This is a genomic window from Calothrix rhizosoleniae SC01, from assembly GCF_900185595.1.
In the GTDB taxonomy this organism is placed as follows: Bacteria; Cyanobacteriota; Cyanobacteriia; order Cyanobacteriales; family Nostocaceae; genus Calothrix_A; species Calothrix_A rhizosoleniae.
The window spans coordinates 1-12,839 of the sequence record NZ_FYBH01000379.1 but is presented as its reverse complement, the minus strand read 5'-3'; the positions used below and the strand labels follow the sequence as shown (position 1 = coordinate 12,839).

The 12,839-nt window shown below is 39.9% G+C and carries 14 protein-coding genes; 5 read left to right on the top strand and 9 right to left on the bottom strand.

Annotated features, from left to right (window positions below; genetic code table 11):
• Both CALSC_RS23135 and pgl read right to left on the bottom strand, forming a co-directional pair.
• A partial coding sequence (locus tag CALSC_RS23135; RefSeq protein ID WP_143288349.1) for a zinc ribbon domain-containing protein occupies nt 1-407 on the bottom strand: 407 nt, incomplete at its 3' end.
• Between the two features lie 98 nt (nt 408-505).
• Nucleotides 506-1,228, bottom strand: coding sequence for a 6-phosphogluconolactonase (pgl, locus tag CALSC_RS23130; RefSeq protein WP_088243593.1), 723 nt, complete (start codon nt 1,226-1,228; stop codon nt 506-508).
• A 391-nt stretch (nt 1,229-1,619) separates the two neighbouring features.
• On the opposite strand from pgl, the gene CALSC_RS23125 reads away from it, so the two are divergent.
• On the top strand, nt 1,620-2,009 hold the full coding sequence (locus CALSC_RS23125; RefSeq protein ID WP_088243592.1) for a DUF4189 domain-containing protein: 390 nt from the start codon (nt 1,620-1,622) through the stop codon (nt 2,007-2,009).
• Between the two features lie 196 nt (nt 2,010-2,205).
• The gene (locus CALSC_RS23120; RefSeq protein ID WP_088243591.1) at nt 2,206-2,754 is read left to right on the top strand and encodes a deoxycytidylate deaminase; all 549 of its coding nucleotides are present in this window, start codon (nt 2,206-2,208) and stop codon (nt 2,752-2,754) included.
• Nucleotides 2,755-2,812: 58 nt separating this feature from the next.
• On the opposite strand, the gene CALSC_RS23115 is transcribed toward CALSC_RS23120, so the two are convergent.
• Complete coding sequence (locus CALSC_RS23115) at nt 2,813-3,355, bottom strand: P-loop NTPase family protein (RefSeq protein ID WP_088243590.1); 543 nt, start codon at nt 3,353-3,355, stop codon at nt 2,813-2,815.
• A gap of 321 nt (nt 3,356-3,676) precedes the next feature.
• Between CALSC_RS23115 and CALSC_RS23110 the strand changes: the two genes are divergently transcribed.
• From CALSC_RS23110 to CALSC_RS23100, 3 genes are all read left to right on the top strand, one after another.
• Complete coding sequence (locus CALSC_RS23110; RefSeq protein WP_088243589.1) at nt 3,677-4,237, top strand: adenylate kinase family protein; 561 nt, start codon at nt 3,677-3,679, stop codon at nt 4,235-4,237.
• Nucleotides 4,238-4,465: 228 nt separating this feature from the next.
• Nucleotides 4,466-5,341 carry an Npun_R2479 family HD domain-containing metalloprotein gene (locus CALSC_RS23105; protein ID WP_088243588.1) on the top strand — a complete coding sequence of 292 codons (876 nt, stop codon included), beginning with the start codon at nt 4,466-4,468 and terminating at the stop codon, nt 5,339-5,341.
• Between the two features lie 30 nt (nt 5,342-5,371).
• The gene (locus CALSC_RS23100; RefSeq protein WP_088243587.1) at nt 5,372-6,415 is read left to right on the top strand and encodes an ABC transporter permease; all 1,044 of its coding nucleotides are present in this window, start codon (nt 5,372-5,374) and stop codon (nt 6,413-6,415) included.
• 82 nt (nt 6,416-6,497) lie between these two features.
• On the opposite strand, the gene CALSC_RS23095 is transcribed toward CALSC_RS23100, so the two are convergent.
• The 6 genes from CALSC_RS23095 to CALSC_RS23070 all read right to left on the bottom strand — a co-directional run.
• Nucleotides 6,498-7,112: a Uma2 family endonuclease gene (locus tag CALSC_RS23095; RefSeq protein ID WP_088243586.1), complete on the bottom strand. Its 615-nt coding sequence runs from the start codon at nt 7,110-7,112 to the stop codon at nt 6,498-6,500.
• 233 nt (nt 7,113-7,345) lie between these two features.
• Nucleotides 7,346-8,017 (bottom strand): pentapeptide repeat-containing protein, encoded by a 672-nt coding sequence (locus CALSC_RS23090; RefSeq protein WP_088243585.1) that lies wholly within the window; start codon nt 8,015-8,017, stop codon nt 7,346-7,348.
• 11 nt (nt 8,018-8,028) lie between these two features.
• The gene (locus tag CALSC_RS23085) at nt 8,029-8,670 is read right to left on the bottom strand and encodes a hypothetical protein (RefSeq protein WP_088243584.1); all 642 of its coding nucleotides are present in this window, start codon (nt 8,668-8,670) and stop codon (nt 8,029-8,031) included.
• A gap of 350 nt (nt 8,671-9,020) precedes the next feature.
• Nucleotides 9,021-10,652 carry a serine/threonine-protein kinase gene (locus tag CALSC_RS23080; protein ID WP_088243583.1) on the bottom strand — a complete coding sequence of 544 codons (1,632 nt, stop codon included), beginning with the start codon at nt 10,650-10,652 and terminating at the stop codon, nt 9,021-9,023.
• Between the two features lie 370 nt (nt 10,653-11,022).
• A complete protein-coding gene (locus CALSC_RS23075; RefSeq protein ID WP_088243582.1) occupies nt 11,023-11,472 on the bottom strand; it encodes a hypothetical protein in 450 nt (149 codons plus the stop codon).
• 230 nt (nt 11,473-11,702) lie between these two features.
• Nucleotides 11,703-12,839 (bottom strand): anhydro-N-acetylmuramic acid kinase (locus CALSC_RS23070; RefSeq protein WP_143288348.1); only part of this gene is annotated, 1,137 nt, incomplete at its 5' end.

Below are 12,839 nucleotides of genomic sequence, written 5' to 3'. Positions count from 1 at the left end.
GGTGCAGGTTCCTCTGCTGCTACTGGTTCTGGTGCAGGTGTGGAAACAGGTGGACTACTTGCAGCCGGACTTGCCTGTGTATTAACTGCAACAACAGTTGGTGGTGCAGGTGGTGTTTCTGGAATACTGGGAGTTGCTGGTGCTGTTACAACTAACGGTTGTGCTTGTACCAGTGGATCCGGAGTAGTTAATGGTGGTACTTCCATAGGAATATCAGGAGCTACCGTAGCAGCCGTATTATTCCCTGCATGGAGATTAAAGCCACATTGACCACAAAAAGCAGCATCTGCCTGCACAGTTGCGCCACAACTGGGACAATTAGTAGTGGATGGTAAGGGTGTATAGCACGCTTCACATTGGACAGCGCCATCTGGATTGGGGTGATTACAATTTGGACAGACGATCATGGAATTAAGCCTTTGTGCAAGATCATCGTAAACATAGTGCTGGCAAGCAGAGGCACAGCTCTAGCTTTAAATTTTAACAACTACTACTGATTTGGCATCTAGGATTTTAGCTCTGAACCTGCTGCCGCATCTAGTAGCCACCAAAGTTCACCTTGGGGTTGTATTAAGCGAGATGGGTATTGAAAATTATCTGCTTCCGGCGCAAAGACTTGAGCTAAGGCTGGTCTTTTGTTTGCACCTCCTACGACAAACATAACGCAGCGAGCAGTATTAATAAATGGGTAGGTGAAGGTTAGACGTGGATTGCCATCCTTATTACCCACAGTAATTAAGTGATCGCGTACTTTTAATGCTTCCGTATGTGGAAACAGTGATGCAGTATGGGCATCATCACCCATCCCCAATAACACTACATCCAAAGCAGGGAAATTTCCTGGCGAGGTGTTAAAAAAATTGAGCAGATGCTGTTCATACTTGGCTGCTGCTGATGCGGGTTCGGCATCATTTGTGGGCATGGGGTGGATATTTGCTGCTGGAATATCAACCTTATTTAACCATGCATCCCGTGCCATCAATTCATTACTATCTGGATGATTTGGTGGTACATAACGCTCATCTCCCCAAAAAACATGAATTTTATCCCAGGGTAGTTTTTGTTGAGCGATCGCTTCATACAACGGTTTCGGTGTACTACCACCAGACAGGGCAATGGTAAATTGACCCCGTTGTTGAATGCTTGTTTCTATTCTAGATAATATCAGCTCCAATGCCCTTGCTAATAGTGCCGATTTATCAGTTAGAACTTCTATTTTTTTGCTCATTATAATCCACCATAATTTCTAACTTCCAGCAATAGAATAGCGAAATTCTGAAAATCTTCCCTTTTCCTGCCTAAAACTTTTAATATCACCCATAGTTACTCTGTAACTTGTTGAAGAAGGCAGTCCCGTAGACACACTACGCGCAGCTTTTCTTGGAGATGAAAAAATTTTCAGCAGACCTTAAGTATAAAAGGATGTTCTTTCCCATCAACCCTACACCCTCGTTAAAGTTAGGAAGCAGAAAGTAGCAACTTCATTAAGCAAAATTCATTATTTACGTTTATTACATAATTTTTTTGCAAAGTTTAGTATAAAATAATTCACAATATCATGTTTTTATGCTTATATATAAATTTAATATTTAAATAGCACCTATAGAATTAGTACTCTGATGATAAAATTAAAAAAACTTGCTGCCACTATTGCTTTAGCAGTCCCAGTTGTTGTATTCAGTGCTGAAACTGCTCTCGCTGCTACTAATTATGTTGCCATTGCCTACTCCCGTTCTACTGGTGCCACTGGCTATGGCAGAAATTATGCAACACGAACTGCTGCCTCCAGAGCTGCTCTCAGACAATGTAAGCGTTATTCCGGTACAACTGATTGTAGAATCGTGATTACAGGGCGTAATACCTGTGTTGCTTTAGCTACTGCTCGTAATAGAGCTTCTGGATGGGCAAGAAATACTTACTGGAAAGCACAAGTGAATGCCCTAGTACAGTGCAGTAAGAATGGACGCTATTGCAAGATTCGTCATGCTATCTGTGCTAGTCGTCGATAAATTGCTCAATCGAACTAAGGAACCGCAACTAGAGTGGTTCCACTTTTCATTATTGCCTACAATTTCCACCCGATGAAACAGGCTTCACTATGTGATCATTCTTTCCAATTCAAAAAATCCATAACAAACATACGAGAATTTGGTTGCACTTGAAGAGTTATTTTGAATATTGGCACTAACTCTGCTTCTAATCAAAATGTACAATTCTTCCACCAATAGCCAATCTTATCCCAGACCGACATGGAATGAATATTTTCTCATGTTAGCTAAATTGGCAGCCACGCGCTCAACCTGTCTAGCCTTTCCTGTGGGGGCTGTGATTGTGAAAAACAAACAAATCCTGGCTACAGGCTATAACGGCCCCCCATCCGGTTCTGCCCATTGTACTACCCAAGGTTACTGCTATCCAGACCTCAGTAGTTGTGATGCTAGCAAAACCCTACCTTCGCGAGCTGTACACGCTGAAGCAAATGCAATCGCTCAAGCTGCTAAACACGGTATTTCCACGGATGGTTCGAGTATTTATGTAACTTTAGAACCCTGCTTATATTGTCTCAAACTAGTTATTTCCGCAGGGATTAAAGAAATATTTTATGAAACGACTTTCAATCAAGGAGATAAAGCCAGTGTTAGGGATTCATTTATCCACGAAGGTTTAGTTAAGCTACACAAAATTGATTTATCTCCAGAAACAGCTGTTAGAGCGTCTCAATTTCTCCTGAATCCCACATCTTCGCTGAAATAAATTTACTTATCCAGCCATAGTGTTAATTAATTATGAATTTTCAACCTGAAAACTTCTATCATTCTTGCGATCGCTGACTATCTCGCACCTCCGTAACTTGGTTCGCTAAATCGAGAATTGACTTTGGCATTTCTGGTCCAGTAAAAATAATATCAATATTTGCAGGCAGTTTTGACATAAAAGCCAAAACCTCTGCTTCTGGAATTAAACCAAAGCTAACCGCCAAACTTAATTCATCTAACACAACCAGAGAATACTTACCACTTAATACAACTTTTTGTGTATACTGCCACAACTGTTGTAAGGAATTGGCTTCAGTATCCCCAAGATGGGGTGTATCAATACAGCGAGGTAAATCACAGCGAATCCAATCCATGTTCTGTCCTAATTGGATAGCATGTTCATGACCTTGATTAATACCTCCCTTGAGAAACTGGACAATTAAAACAGGTGTACCTTGACCCGCAATTCTCAGTGATTGAGCCATCACGGCAGTAAAAAAATTACGGTGATGGCCAGTAAAAACCTGTACTATTCCCGTTACTGCCGATAATAATTTGTGTGTTGTATTTATATTGGGATTTTCTAACTGGGCGACCATAGGTAAATCTTAAAAAAAAGATATAGAGATTTAGAGATTTGGCAGGCTGTACTCAATAAATTTATTAACTTGGCTGTCAATTAAATTATATAGTTTGTTCTGACTGCATTCCTAGTCAAGCATTAGGGTTACAATTCAGTCAACAGTGATGGAACTGATTATTTCTTCTACTGACGATAAATAATAATGTAAAAAATACAACACATCTTTTTTAGCTTATATTCCTCAAAAGCATAGTGGAATATATGTTAGATTGCGTATTATTATGGGAAAAATTAATTTATATCGTGATTAATTTAACAGGGCAAGGAGATAGTTGTTGTGAAATTAGTTATTTTGGGAGCTTCTGGAGCTGGTAAAAGTACTCAAGCAGAAAGAATTTGCCAACACTTGCACATTCCCCTAATTTCTACTGGAGCCATATTAAGAGAGGAGATTGTTAATCATTCTCAATTAGGCTGCAATACACAGTCATACCTAGAAGCAGGTGATTTAGCTCCAGATGAAATCATAATTGAATTGATTCGGCAAAAACTGGTTCAGCCTAATTTCCAAGAAGGTTGGGTGTTAGAGGGTTATCCCCGTACAGCTTTTCAAGCAGAAGAGTTGGACTTTTTATTAGATGATTGTCAACAAAAACTGGACTGGGCAATTTATTTGCAAGTACCAGAAGCAGTCATGGTTAATCGTTCATTGAGCCGCTCCTTAGAGGATGACCAACCAGAAATTGTCCAGCGTCGTATAGAGTTATTTTATGACCGAACTATTCCTATTCTTGAATATTATGATCGTCGTCGCCGTCTTTTAACTATCAATGGAGATTTATCGCCAGAAGGTGTACTGCAACAGATTGTTAATGCTCTCTGTATTTCTAGCAAGTAATACCATTGGGAAAAATTGCTTGGCTAGATTTTGATCTAGAAAATTTAGGGTAATTGAAAATCGTGTTTATCTCTGCGTTTCCTAAACTATAGAGCATAGTTACTAGCTATATACAGGAATATTCTGACCTCTACTTCATATTTAACAGCAACCAGAGATTGAGAATTCAGCAGTAAATAAACTTTGATTAGTATTTCATCAAAATCATATTTAAATTGACTAACCGATATGTTTAATACCACAGAAATTTTAATTCATTCCTTTGTTGAGCAGATTAGAGAAGGATACCGTCGTACCTATGGTGGTTTCAAACATGATTATCAAGATATTATTGCTTGGGCGGGTAGCATGGCATTGGAAAATATTGCCAATAGTGATGCTCTGTACCACAATGTAGAACATTCTATTTTAGTGACATTAGTAGGACAAGAAATTTTACGTGGTAAACAGATTCGGGAAGGAGGGGTATCAAGTGAAGATTGGCTACATTTTATGATTTCCCTGGTATGCCATGATATAGGCTACGTTAAAGGTGTGTGTCGGGAAGACCGAGATCAAGAATTATTGTATGCTACTGGTCAGGATGGAACTATGGTATCACTACCTCTGGGAGCTTCCGATGCCAGCCTTACCCCTTATCATGTGGATCGAGCTAAACTTTTCATTGATGAACGGTTTGGTGGTCACAAGTTAATCGACTCAGAAGCGATTAAAATCAACATTGAGTTAACCCGTTTTCCTGTTCCCAATGCTGAGGATCATCAAGGAACCAATAGCTTTGCAGCTTTAGTCAGAGCTGCGGATTTGATTGGTCAATTAAGTGACCCACGGTACTTAAAGAAAATCACTTCTTTGTTTTATGAGTTTGAAGAAACAGGGATGAATAAAGTCTTAAGTTATAAAACTCCGGCGGACTTGAGAAACAATTATGCCAAATTTTACTGGAATGGTGTTTATCCTTACATCCAAGATGCACTAAACTATTTATCTCTGACACAACAAGGAAAACAAATTATTGCAAATCTCTATTCCAACGTCTTTGTGGTAGAACATGAAAAACAACTAGAACAACAGCGTCAATTAGTTGAGCAAGTTCAATGTTAGACAATAACTTTAGTTAAATGCGGGGTGAATATGAATTGGTGGCAAAAACTGAAAAAAAATCCATTGGCAAAGTTTGGGGCAATTGTGCTGATAATATTTTATTCGTCAGTCATAGCAGCCGGTTTTATTGCTCCTTATGATCCCATAAAACAACAAGCTAATGGCTCATTACTGCCACCAACTAAGGTTCATTGGGTATCTAAGTCTGGACAATTTACTTTACCTTATATTTATCCTACCATTCAAGGAGATACGGATTTAGAAACGGGTAAGCGGCTGATTGAAGTAGATGAAACCAAACCTTCACCCTTAAGATTATTTGTTGCAGATGCTAAGGGTAACTGGCATTTGTTTGGTACTACTGGTGAAGCAAAATTTAATCTTTTAGGTACTGATGATCAAGGAAGAGATCAATTTAGCCGTTTACTTCACGGTGGACGCATTAGTCTATTTATTGGGATTGTGGGGGTTGCTCTGACTTTCCCCTTGGGAATGATAATTGGAGGAATTTCTGGTTACATCGGTGGCTGGACGGATACTATTATTATGCGGCTGGCGGAAGTTTTAATGACTTTCCCCGGTATTTATTTATTAGTTAGTTTGGGGGCTGTTTTACCACCAGGGTTAACCAGTACTCAACGGTTTTTATTAATTGTGGCGATTACCTCTTTGATTAATTGGGCTGGTTTAGCCAGGGTGGTGCGCGGACAGGTATTATCAATTAAGGAAAGGGAGTTTGTGCAAGCTGCACGGGCAATGGGGGGTAAGCCGATTTATATTATTATCCGTCATGTTTTGCCCCAAACGGCTACCTATCTTATTATTTCTGCAACCCTAGCGGTTCCTGGTTTTATTGGTATGGAAGCGGTATTGAGTTTGATTGGATTGGGAATTCAACAACCAGATCCTTCTTGGGGTAATATGTTATCTCTGGCTACCAATGCTTCTATTTTGGTATTACAGCCTTGGTTAATTTGGCCTCCAGCAGTGTTGATTATTTTAACAGTATTGGCATTTAATTTGCTGGGGGATGGTTTAAGAGATGCCCTCGATCCCCGGAGTTTGCAGCGGTAAGGGAGAGAGGAAGGAGGGATGTGGAGTTTCCTTCCTCAACCAACCTTGTGTATTGAGGATAAAAGTCGGGGATCTAACATATTCATCTATCCTCGAGAATATGTTGGCGAAAGGCTTTAACTGCTTGCAACTGGTGGGGATGTCGCACATATTCAGCTAATAAATTTAAATCCAAGTTGGCGAGCAATTCACTCCTGGTAATAGCTTCATACCCATCTTTACGCAAGCGATACACCTGGAATTGCTCATTTTCCCAAAACCAAACCTCTGTCACACTCAGTCGTTGATAAACTGCTAATTTATCCGTTCCCCCACTGGTAAACACTATCTCCACCGCCAAATCAGGAAACTCTTTTTCTACACCAATACAGTAACTTTCATCTGGCTCTGTCCCCCCTTTTTTTTCTTGTCTGCGAAAGGTTGTAGAACCGAGAGGAAAATATTCAGTATCAGTTTCTTCAAAGTAAACTTCCAGAAGGGTCGCAATACGTTTTTTAGTACCCTCATGACGACGACTAGGTGACAAGATTTCTAATACTCCATCTAAATATGTGACACGGATTGAGGAGTTGTCTTGTAATCTTACCATTATTGCTTCATACTGCTGCCAACTCACCCCATTGGCAAGAAATCTCTCTTCCGTTGCTAAATTTAGAAGTGTTTCTCGTTCAATATCTTGGATGATTTCTAGTAGCATCTGCTGGCACTATCTGAATGTCCCATAGTTTTAATAGTCACATATTTTGCACCTTCCCAATAAGAGTAAGGTGGGCATTGCCTACCCTAAGGAATAAAAAGGTTTACAGGCGATAATTTTCGCAATAATTATGTGGTGCAAGATGTGAGTAGTATTATCCTAACGAATCCTCTGGGATAGAACAGCAAAATCTTTTCCTCTTCTGAATTCTAGTCAATACAGTTATTTAATTCTCAATCAGGCATAATCGCCCCCTGAAGATTAGCACCACTGAGATTGGCTCTACTCAAGTTAGCACCACTGAGATTAGCTCCACTCAAATTAGCACCACTGAGGTTGGCTCTACTTAAGTTAGTCCATCTTAAATCAGCTTTGCTTAAATCTGCTGCTTCCATGTTAACCTGAGCCAGGTATGCACCACCTAAATGAGCTTCGGTGAGATTAGCTTGGCACAAATTTGTTTTGTAAAGATAAGCGCCAATCAATTCCGCCGAGTGTAGGTTTGCCTTGCTCAGATCCCCTGTAATCAAATTAGCACCCATGAGATTCGCAAAACAGAGATTACTCCGGTGAAGTTTGGCTGTACCCAAGTCAGTATCCCTTAAATTCGCACCTTGTAAGTTTGTACCAATTAGGTTAGCATCGCTGATAATAGCGTATCTGAGATTTGCTTCACTCAAATCTGCTCCAATCAAATTGGCATAACTGAGATCCGTTTGAGTAAGGGTAGCACCACTCAAATTAGCAACACTGAAGTTAGCACCACTCAAGTTAACTCCCATCAGTTGGGCTTGGTAAAGATTGACACCACTCAAATCAACTTCAATGTGAGGATTTTTGTTTTTCCACTCCATCCATATAACTGCACCCGCTTTCAGTAGAGCCAGATGCTCTTGATTTGCCATAGTCCTTCCCTTTACTCCTGACGACCACCCAAAGGATTTACTCGACCTGCTATACTTTCGATCGCAGTTAGTGCCCCATCTGCACCTGCAAGAATATCTTGTTCTTTTCCACCCAAGTAAAGTCTGCCAAAGCTACCCACCGCTTGCACAGTCAGAATATTAATAGCTGCGGCTTTTTCCGCTTCATTTGCAGCCAAAGCAGCATAAGCAGCAGGCTCAACTTCCAATACATACAGGGTTTGTCCTGCTAGTAGCATTTGTCCCCGTCGCGTGCGATTGATTAGTTGGGTTTGATAAGGGTCAATATTGCGAATAATTTGGCTAGAAACCACCCGAGGTTTCAGACATTCGTTTCTTTTCACTCCTATGTGTGCCAAAATTGCTTGACCTGCGGATATGGTTTCCCCTTGGGAACTAGAATGGACTTCTAATAAACCATACAATCTTTCCACCATCTGTACCCCAGGACGCACGGAAGCAGATTTAAGTGCCACATCCGTAATCCGATTAATTTCAATCCCAGGAGAGATTTCAATCCACAGAGATGTGTCTCCTGGCAATGGTAAGAAACCTTGGGCTACTGTTCCCATATATGCCGCATGTTGAGGTTGTAGACTGTCAAGAAATACGAAACTGCGTAGTTCTATGCCCAAGATTCTGCTCTCTAGTCATTATCTATTGCAATATATCATTTCACGGGCGATAAGGAATCATGTAAAAATAAGTAGTGCAAGCGATACGCTTGCTATTTCCCAAACGTGGGCAAGATACCCACACTACTTGTTCAGTTTTTGTGAAGTGATTTTGAAGAGTAAGCGATCGCTCTTTTCAAGGTAATTTTATCTTGCTAGTATAGTCACATATACGGAACCACTTATATTGAATTCAACCTTATATTCCCGAATATCACTGAACACTTCACTAATAGCCCTCACTCCGGTGAGGGCTGTTTTTTCCGAATTTCTACCAGATTTTTTGATCCCGAACTCAGTTTATTTAGATATTATTTTGATAGGTAGACCGAGGAATTTGTATTTATCGCTGCCAACTTGACTAACATTTCCGGTTTGATTTTTTCATATTCTCTTCTCAGTAAATTTTTACTCATTTGTGGTTTGGCAGTAGAAATAATTGTATGACTCATTTGCACCCATTTTTGCAGCTTTTGCCTTTGATCGGTTGCAATGCTAGAAGTTAAAGTATGAATGGAATTTTGTGGTTCTTCTCGGGCAAAAAATAGTAATTTATAGTCACCGATTTTTCCCAGTAAACTGGTCACTTCTTGTCCAAAACTGGTTTTTAGATCCAAATAATAAGGTAGCCATTTCGCACCATATTTGTGATTATATATGACTGTAATCCACAACATCATAGGATGGGGATTAGTAATAAACAAAAATTGATTATATCGAGTGCAAGTCAAACGCTTTTGAATTTCCTGTTTAGATAACATTATCCATAACGTAGGTATTAATTCATCGTTTTTCTGCATTAATTGGGGAAAAACAATATCGGCAATTGGTTTATTCTCAGGCCAAGGGACTTGTTGATCTATATCTGGATATGATATTAATTGGCGAACCTGGGGCAAATCTCTTGGCGCACAGACAGTTTCCCTCCCAGATATTGAGGAACCGTCTTGAATTTCTTGGCTCCTTGGATTTTCTTCTACCGGAATAGGAACTTGAGGCTTTTCTGGTTCTATTTTCTCAGGATTAGTAGTCGGGGTGGAATTCCTGGTAGTGTTGTTTTTTTGCTCTAGCTTCGATAATATCTGAATAATATAACTAATATTTTGAGGGCGATCGCTTGCTGATTTGGCCAAGCAACTGAGCACCAGTTCTTCTAGTTCTTTTGGTAGTTGTATTTGGGGAGCAACCTCAGTAAAGGTGCGGGGTTGTTTGTAATGATGTACTTTATACCAAGCTCCAAAGGATTGAGTCTCTGGCAAAAAAGGCATTTTGCCTGTGAGCATTTCAAACATCATCACTCCCAGACTATAAATATCGGAACGGTTATCTAGTTCCTTCCCTTCCATTTGTTCGGGAGAAGAATAAGCTAAGGTTCCTAAATAATATTTAGTTTGTTCGCTGTCTGACTGTAATAGTTTGGCAATTCCAAAGTCGAGAACCTTGACTAATTCTCCTAAACTAGGGTCTTGAAGAACCAGCATATTACTGGGTTTTATATCACGATGGATGATGGGGACATTTTTCCCGTCTACAGGAATACCGTCATGTGCACACTGCAAACCTAAACATATTTGTCGTGCCATACTGAGGAATCTAGGTAAAGATGGAGTTTGGGTGCGGATGACACTGCTAAGGCTAGCACCTTCTAAATATTCCATCACGTAGAATGGTGTTTTCTTTTCATCTACGCCATAGTCCATTACCCGGACAATGTGAATACTCCTTTGTCCCAACAAAGCACAGGTTTTTGCTTCGCGCTCAAAACGCTCCTGCATTCGCATTTTGGGATTTTGAATTGATAATGAAAGAAATTTAACTGCTACAGGTACTCCTCCTAATAACTGGTCTTGAGCCAGATAAACCCGACCCATGGCTCCAGTACCAACTAGTTCTTGGAGCTTGTAACGGTTCATGAGCAAGTGACCAATATTGGAATCTGCCATAGTAGTTTTGACTTTCATGTTGAAAAATAGTACTGGTTAGGTAATATCAATGACGATATATTTTTATTTATTAAGGATAAAGATGTATTGGAATATTAAGGTACATTTTTTTACGTATAAAGTAATGGATTCTCATTTGTTTAATAATTTTTCTGATTGAAGAAAGTAGGTGAGTTGCAACTTTTGATGTGGGTGAACAAATAGGAAGAAAACAAGGAATTTGTTGATCTCAGAGGTCTCCCAAACTTGAGAAACACACATCTGAGGCTAATTTATGCCACAGATGACTGCCAGAACCGCAAAATATTTTGATATCCTGATAATTTATTGTGCCCAAATTTTATCGGATTTTTGATTTACAAGTTCTTTTTCATTTACTCGGTTGACGTTCTAGGCTCGCTTCCATAGTAGTATTGAGGAAATGACCTGCGAGGATACCACTAGTCAAGTAGTAAGTATCATTATTAACTCGATGCAGTGTCTCAAAACCACTACGACGTTGTTTATCACTTAATACCCAATAACGCTGCACAATAGTATCTGGGCAAATCCAACCTTCACCTTCCACTTGCCCCAAAGAACCGTGTTGGAGTAAAAAAGTATACTGACGTTCCCCATTATCTAAACGACCTTTATACTGGGAAGCAATATCAGGGCGATTGCTATCAGGAAATATTAGTTTTGTGACCATTGTGAACCAGTTATCTCGATTCCATGCCACAAGAATCATTCCCTTGAGGTTAATTGGCATTTGATTACGTTCTAGCCAACTTCCTTGCAATATCCAACGTCCTGGTTCCAATAAAAAAGTGTGGGTCATTGTAAATTATATTTTGTAAATTATCAGTGTTTTTATTGCCATACTTTAGACTCTTGCATCTATACAGCTTGATTCGACTCAGAGTAGAAATCTTACTGGATGAGCGATTGATAGCAGAATGATTTTTTATTTGCAATTGGAGACGATTAAAATTACTATTCCATAACCAAGAGGAAAATTATGGATGGAAATTAAATATACTATAGCTATACTGAGACAATTGTGTAATATTATCTCTCTAAGGGTTGATATACTTCACCCAAAGGTACATTGAGCTTAGCTCCCGTGGCACTAGGTAAGTTTCCAGGAATACTTAGCTGTCGCCAGTATGCCAGAACAGCAAAGGCGATCGCTTCTTTAAAATCCGCATTTAATCCTAGATAATCTGTTGTTAATACAGGCACAGAGGGTAATAAAAGTTGCAGTCGATGTTTTAAGTAAAGATTTCGGCTTCCTCCTCCACACAACAAAACTTGTTGTGGCATTTGTAATAAAAAGTTCTTATAACTATGAGCAATACTAGTAGCAGTAAGTTCCGTTAAAGTTGCCAGTATGTCTGCTGGTGAGAGTTGGTATGATAGGGTATCCTGTAAACATTGTTCCCAGTAATCCTGACCAAATAACTCTCTACCAGTAGATTTTGGTGGCGGTACATGAAAGTATTCTTGTTGTAGCCATTGTGTGATTAATGGCTGACAAGGGTTACCACTAGCAGCCCAAGCTCCATCTTTGTCATAGGTTTTAGTCCCCCCACTTAAATGGTGTACTGCTAAATCTAATAGGCTATTTCCTGGACCAGTATCCCAAGCCCTAATTTTTGTCAACCAGTTGCTATTTCTGGGAGGTATGTAAGTAACATTACTAATACCACCAATATTTTGGATACATCTAGTATATTGGGGATGGGATAGTAAAGCAGCGTCCACACGGGGTACAAGGGGAGCACCATGACCACCTACAGAAATATCTGCTGCCCGGAAGTTATTTACAGTGGTAAGACCAGTGAGATTGGCGATCACTGTGCCCCGTCCTAATTGCAGACTGTAACCGAGGGGTGTATCCTCTCCTATATGTGGTGGTCGATGATACACAGTTTGACCGTGGGAGCCAATGAGAGATGCTGAGGGTTGACCGATTTGAATAGTTTGTGCAGCTTGAGCAAAAGAAGTAGCGATCGCATCGTCTAATTGTGCTAGTTCTACCATAGAAATGCGATCGCCAGCACAAACGGCTAAGATACGTTCTCTGAGTTCTGGTGGATAGGGATAGGTAGCCCCAGCGATTAATTCAATTTTGATGTCTAAATCGGTACCGGAAATATCTACTAAAGCAGCATCAATTCCGTCTACAGATGTACCACTAATTAA

Excerpts from the sequence above, each read along its gene's own strand:
- CALSC_RS23075 (WP_088243582.1), bottom strand. The coding sequence starts at position 11,472 with ATGACCCACACTTTTTTATTGGAACCAGGACGTTGGATATTGCAAGGA.
- CALSC_RS23095 (WP_088243586.1), bottom strand. The coding sequence starts at position 7,112 with ATGCTACTAGAAATCATCCAAGATATTGAACGAGAAACACTTCTAAAT.
- CALSC_RS23120 (WP_088243591.1), top strand. The coding sequence starts at position 2,206 with ATGTACAATTCTTCCACCAATAGCCAATCTTATCCCAGACCGACATGG.
- CALSC_RS23105 (WP_088243588.1), top strand. The coding sequence starts at position 4,466 with ATGTTTAATACCACAGAAATTTTAATTCATTCCTTTGTTGAGCAGATT.
- CALSC_RS23115 (WP_088243590.1), bottom strand. The coding sequence starts at position 3,355 with ATGGTCGCCCAGTTAGAAAATCCCAATATAAATACAACACACAAATTA.
- CALSC_RS23090 (WP_088243585.1), bottom strand. The coding sequence starts at position 8,017 with ATGGCAAATCAAGAGCATCTGGCTCTACTGAAAGCGGGTGCAGTTATA.
- CALSC_RS23100 (WP_088243587.1), top strand. The coding sequence starts at position 5,372 with ATGAATTGGTGGCAAAAACTGAAAAAAAATCCATTGGCAAAGTTTGGG.
- CALSC_RS23080 (WP_088243583.1), bottom strand. The coding sequence starts at position 10,652 with ATGGCAGATTCCAATATTGGTCACTTGCTCATGAACCGTTACAAGCTC.
- pgl (WP_088243593.1), bottom strand. The coding sequence starts at position 1,228 with ATGAGCAAAAAAATAGAAGTTCTAACTGATAAATCGGCACTATTAGCA.
- CALSC_RS23125 (WP_088243592.1), top strand. The coding sequence starts at position 1,620 with ATGATAAAATTAAAAAAACTTGCTGCCACTATTGCTTTAGCAGTCCCA.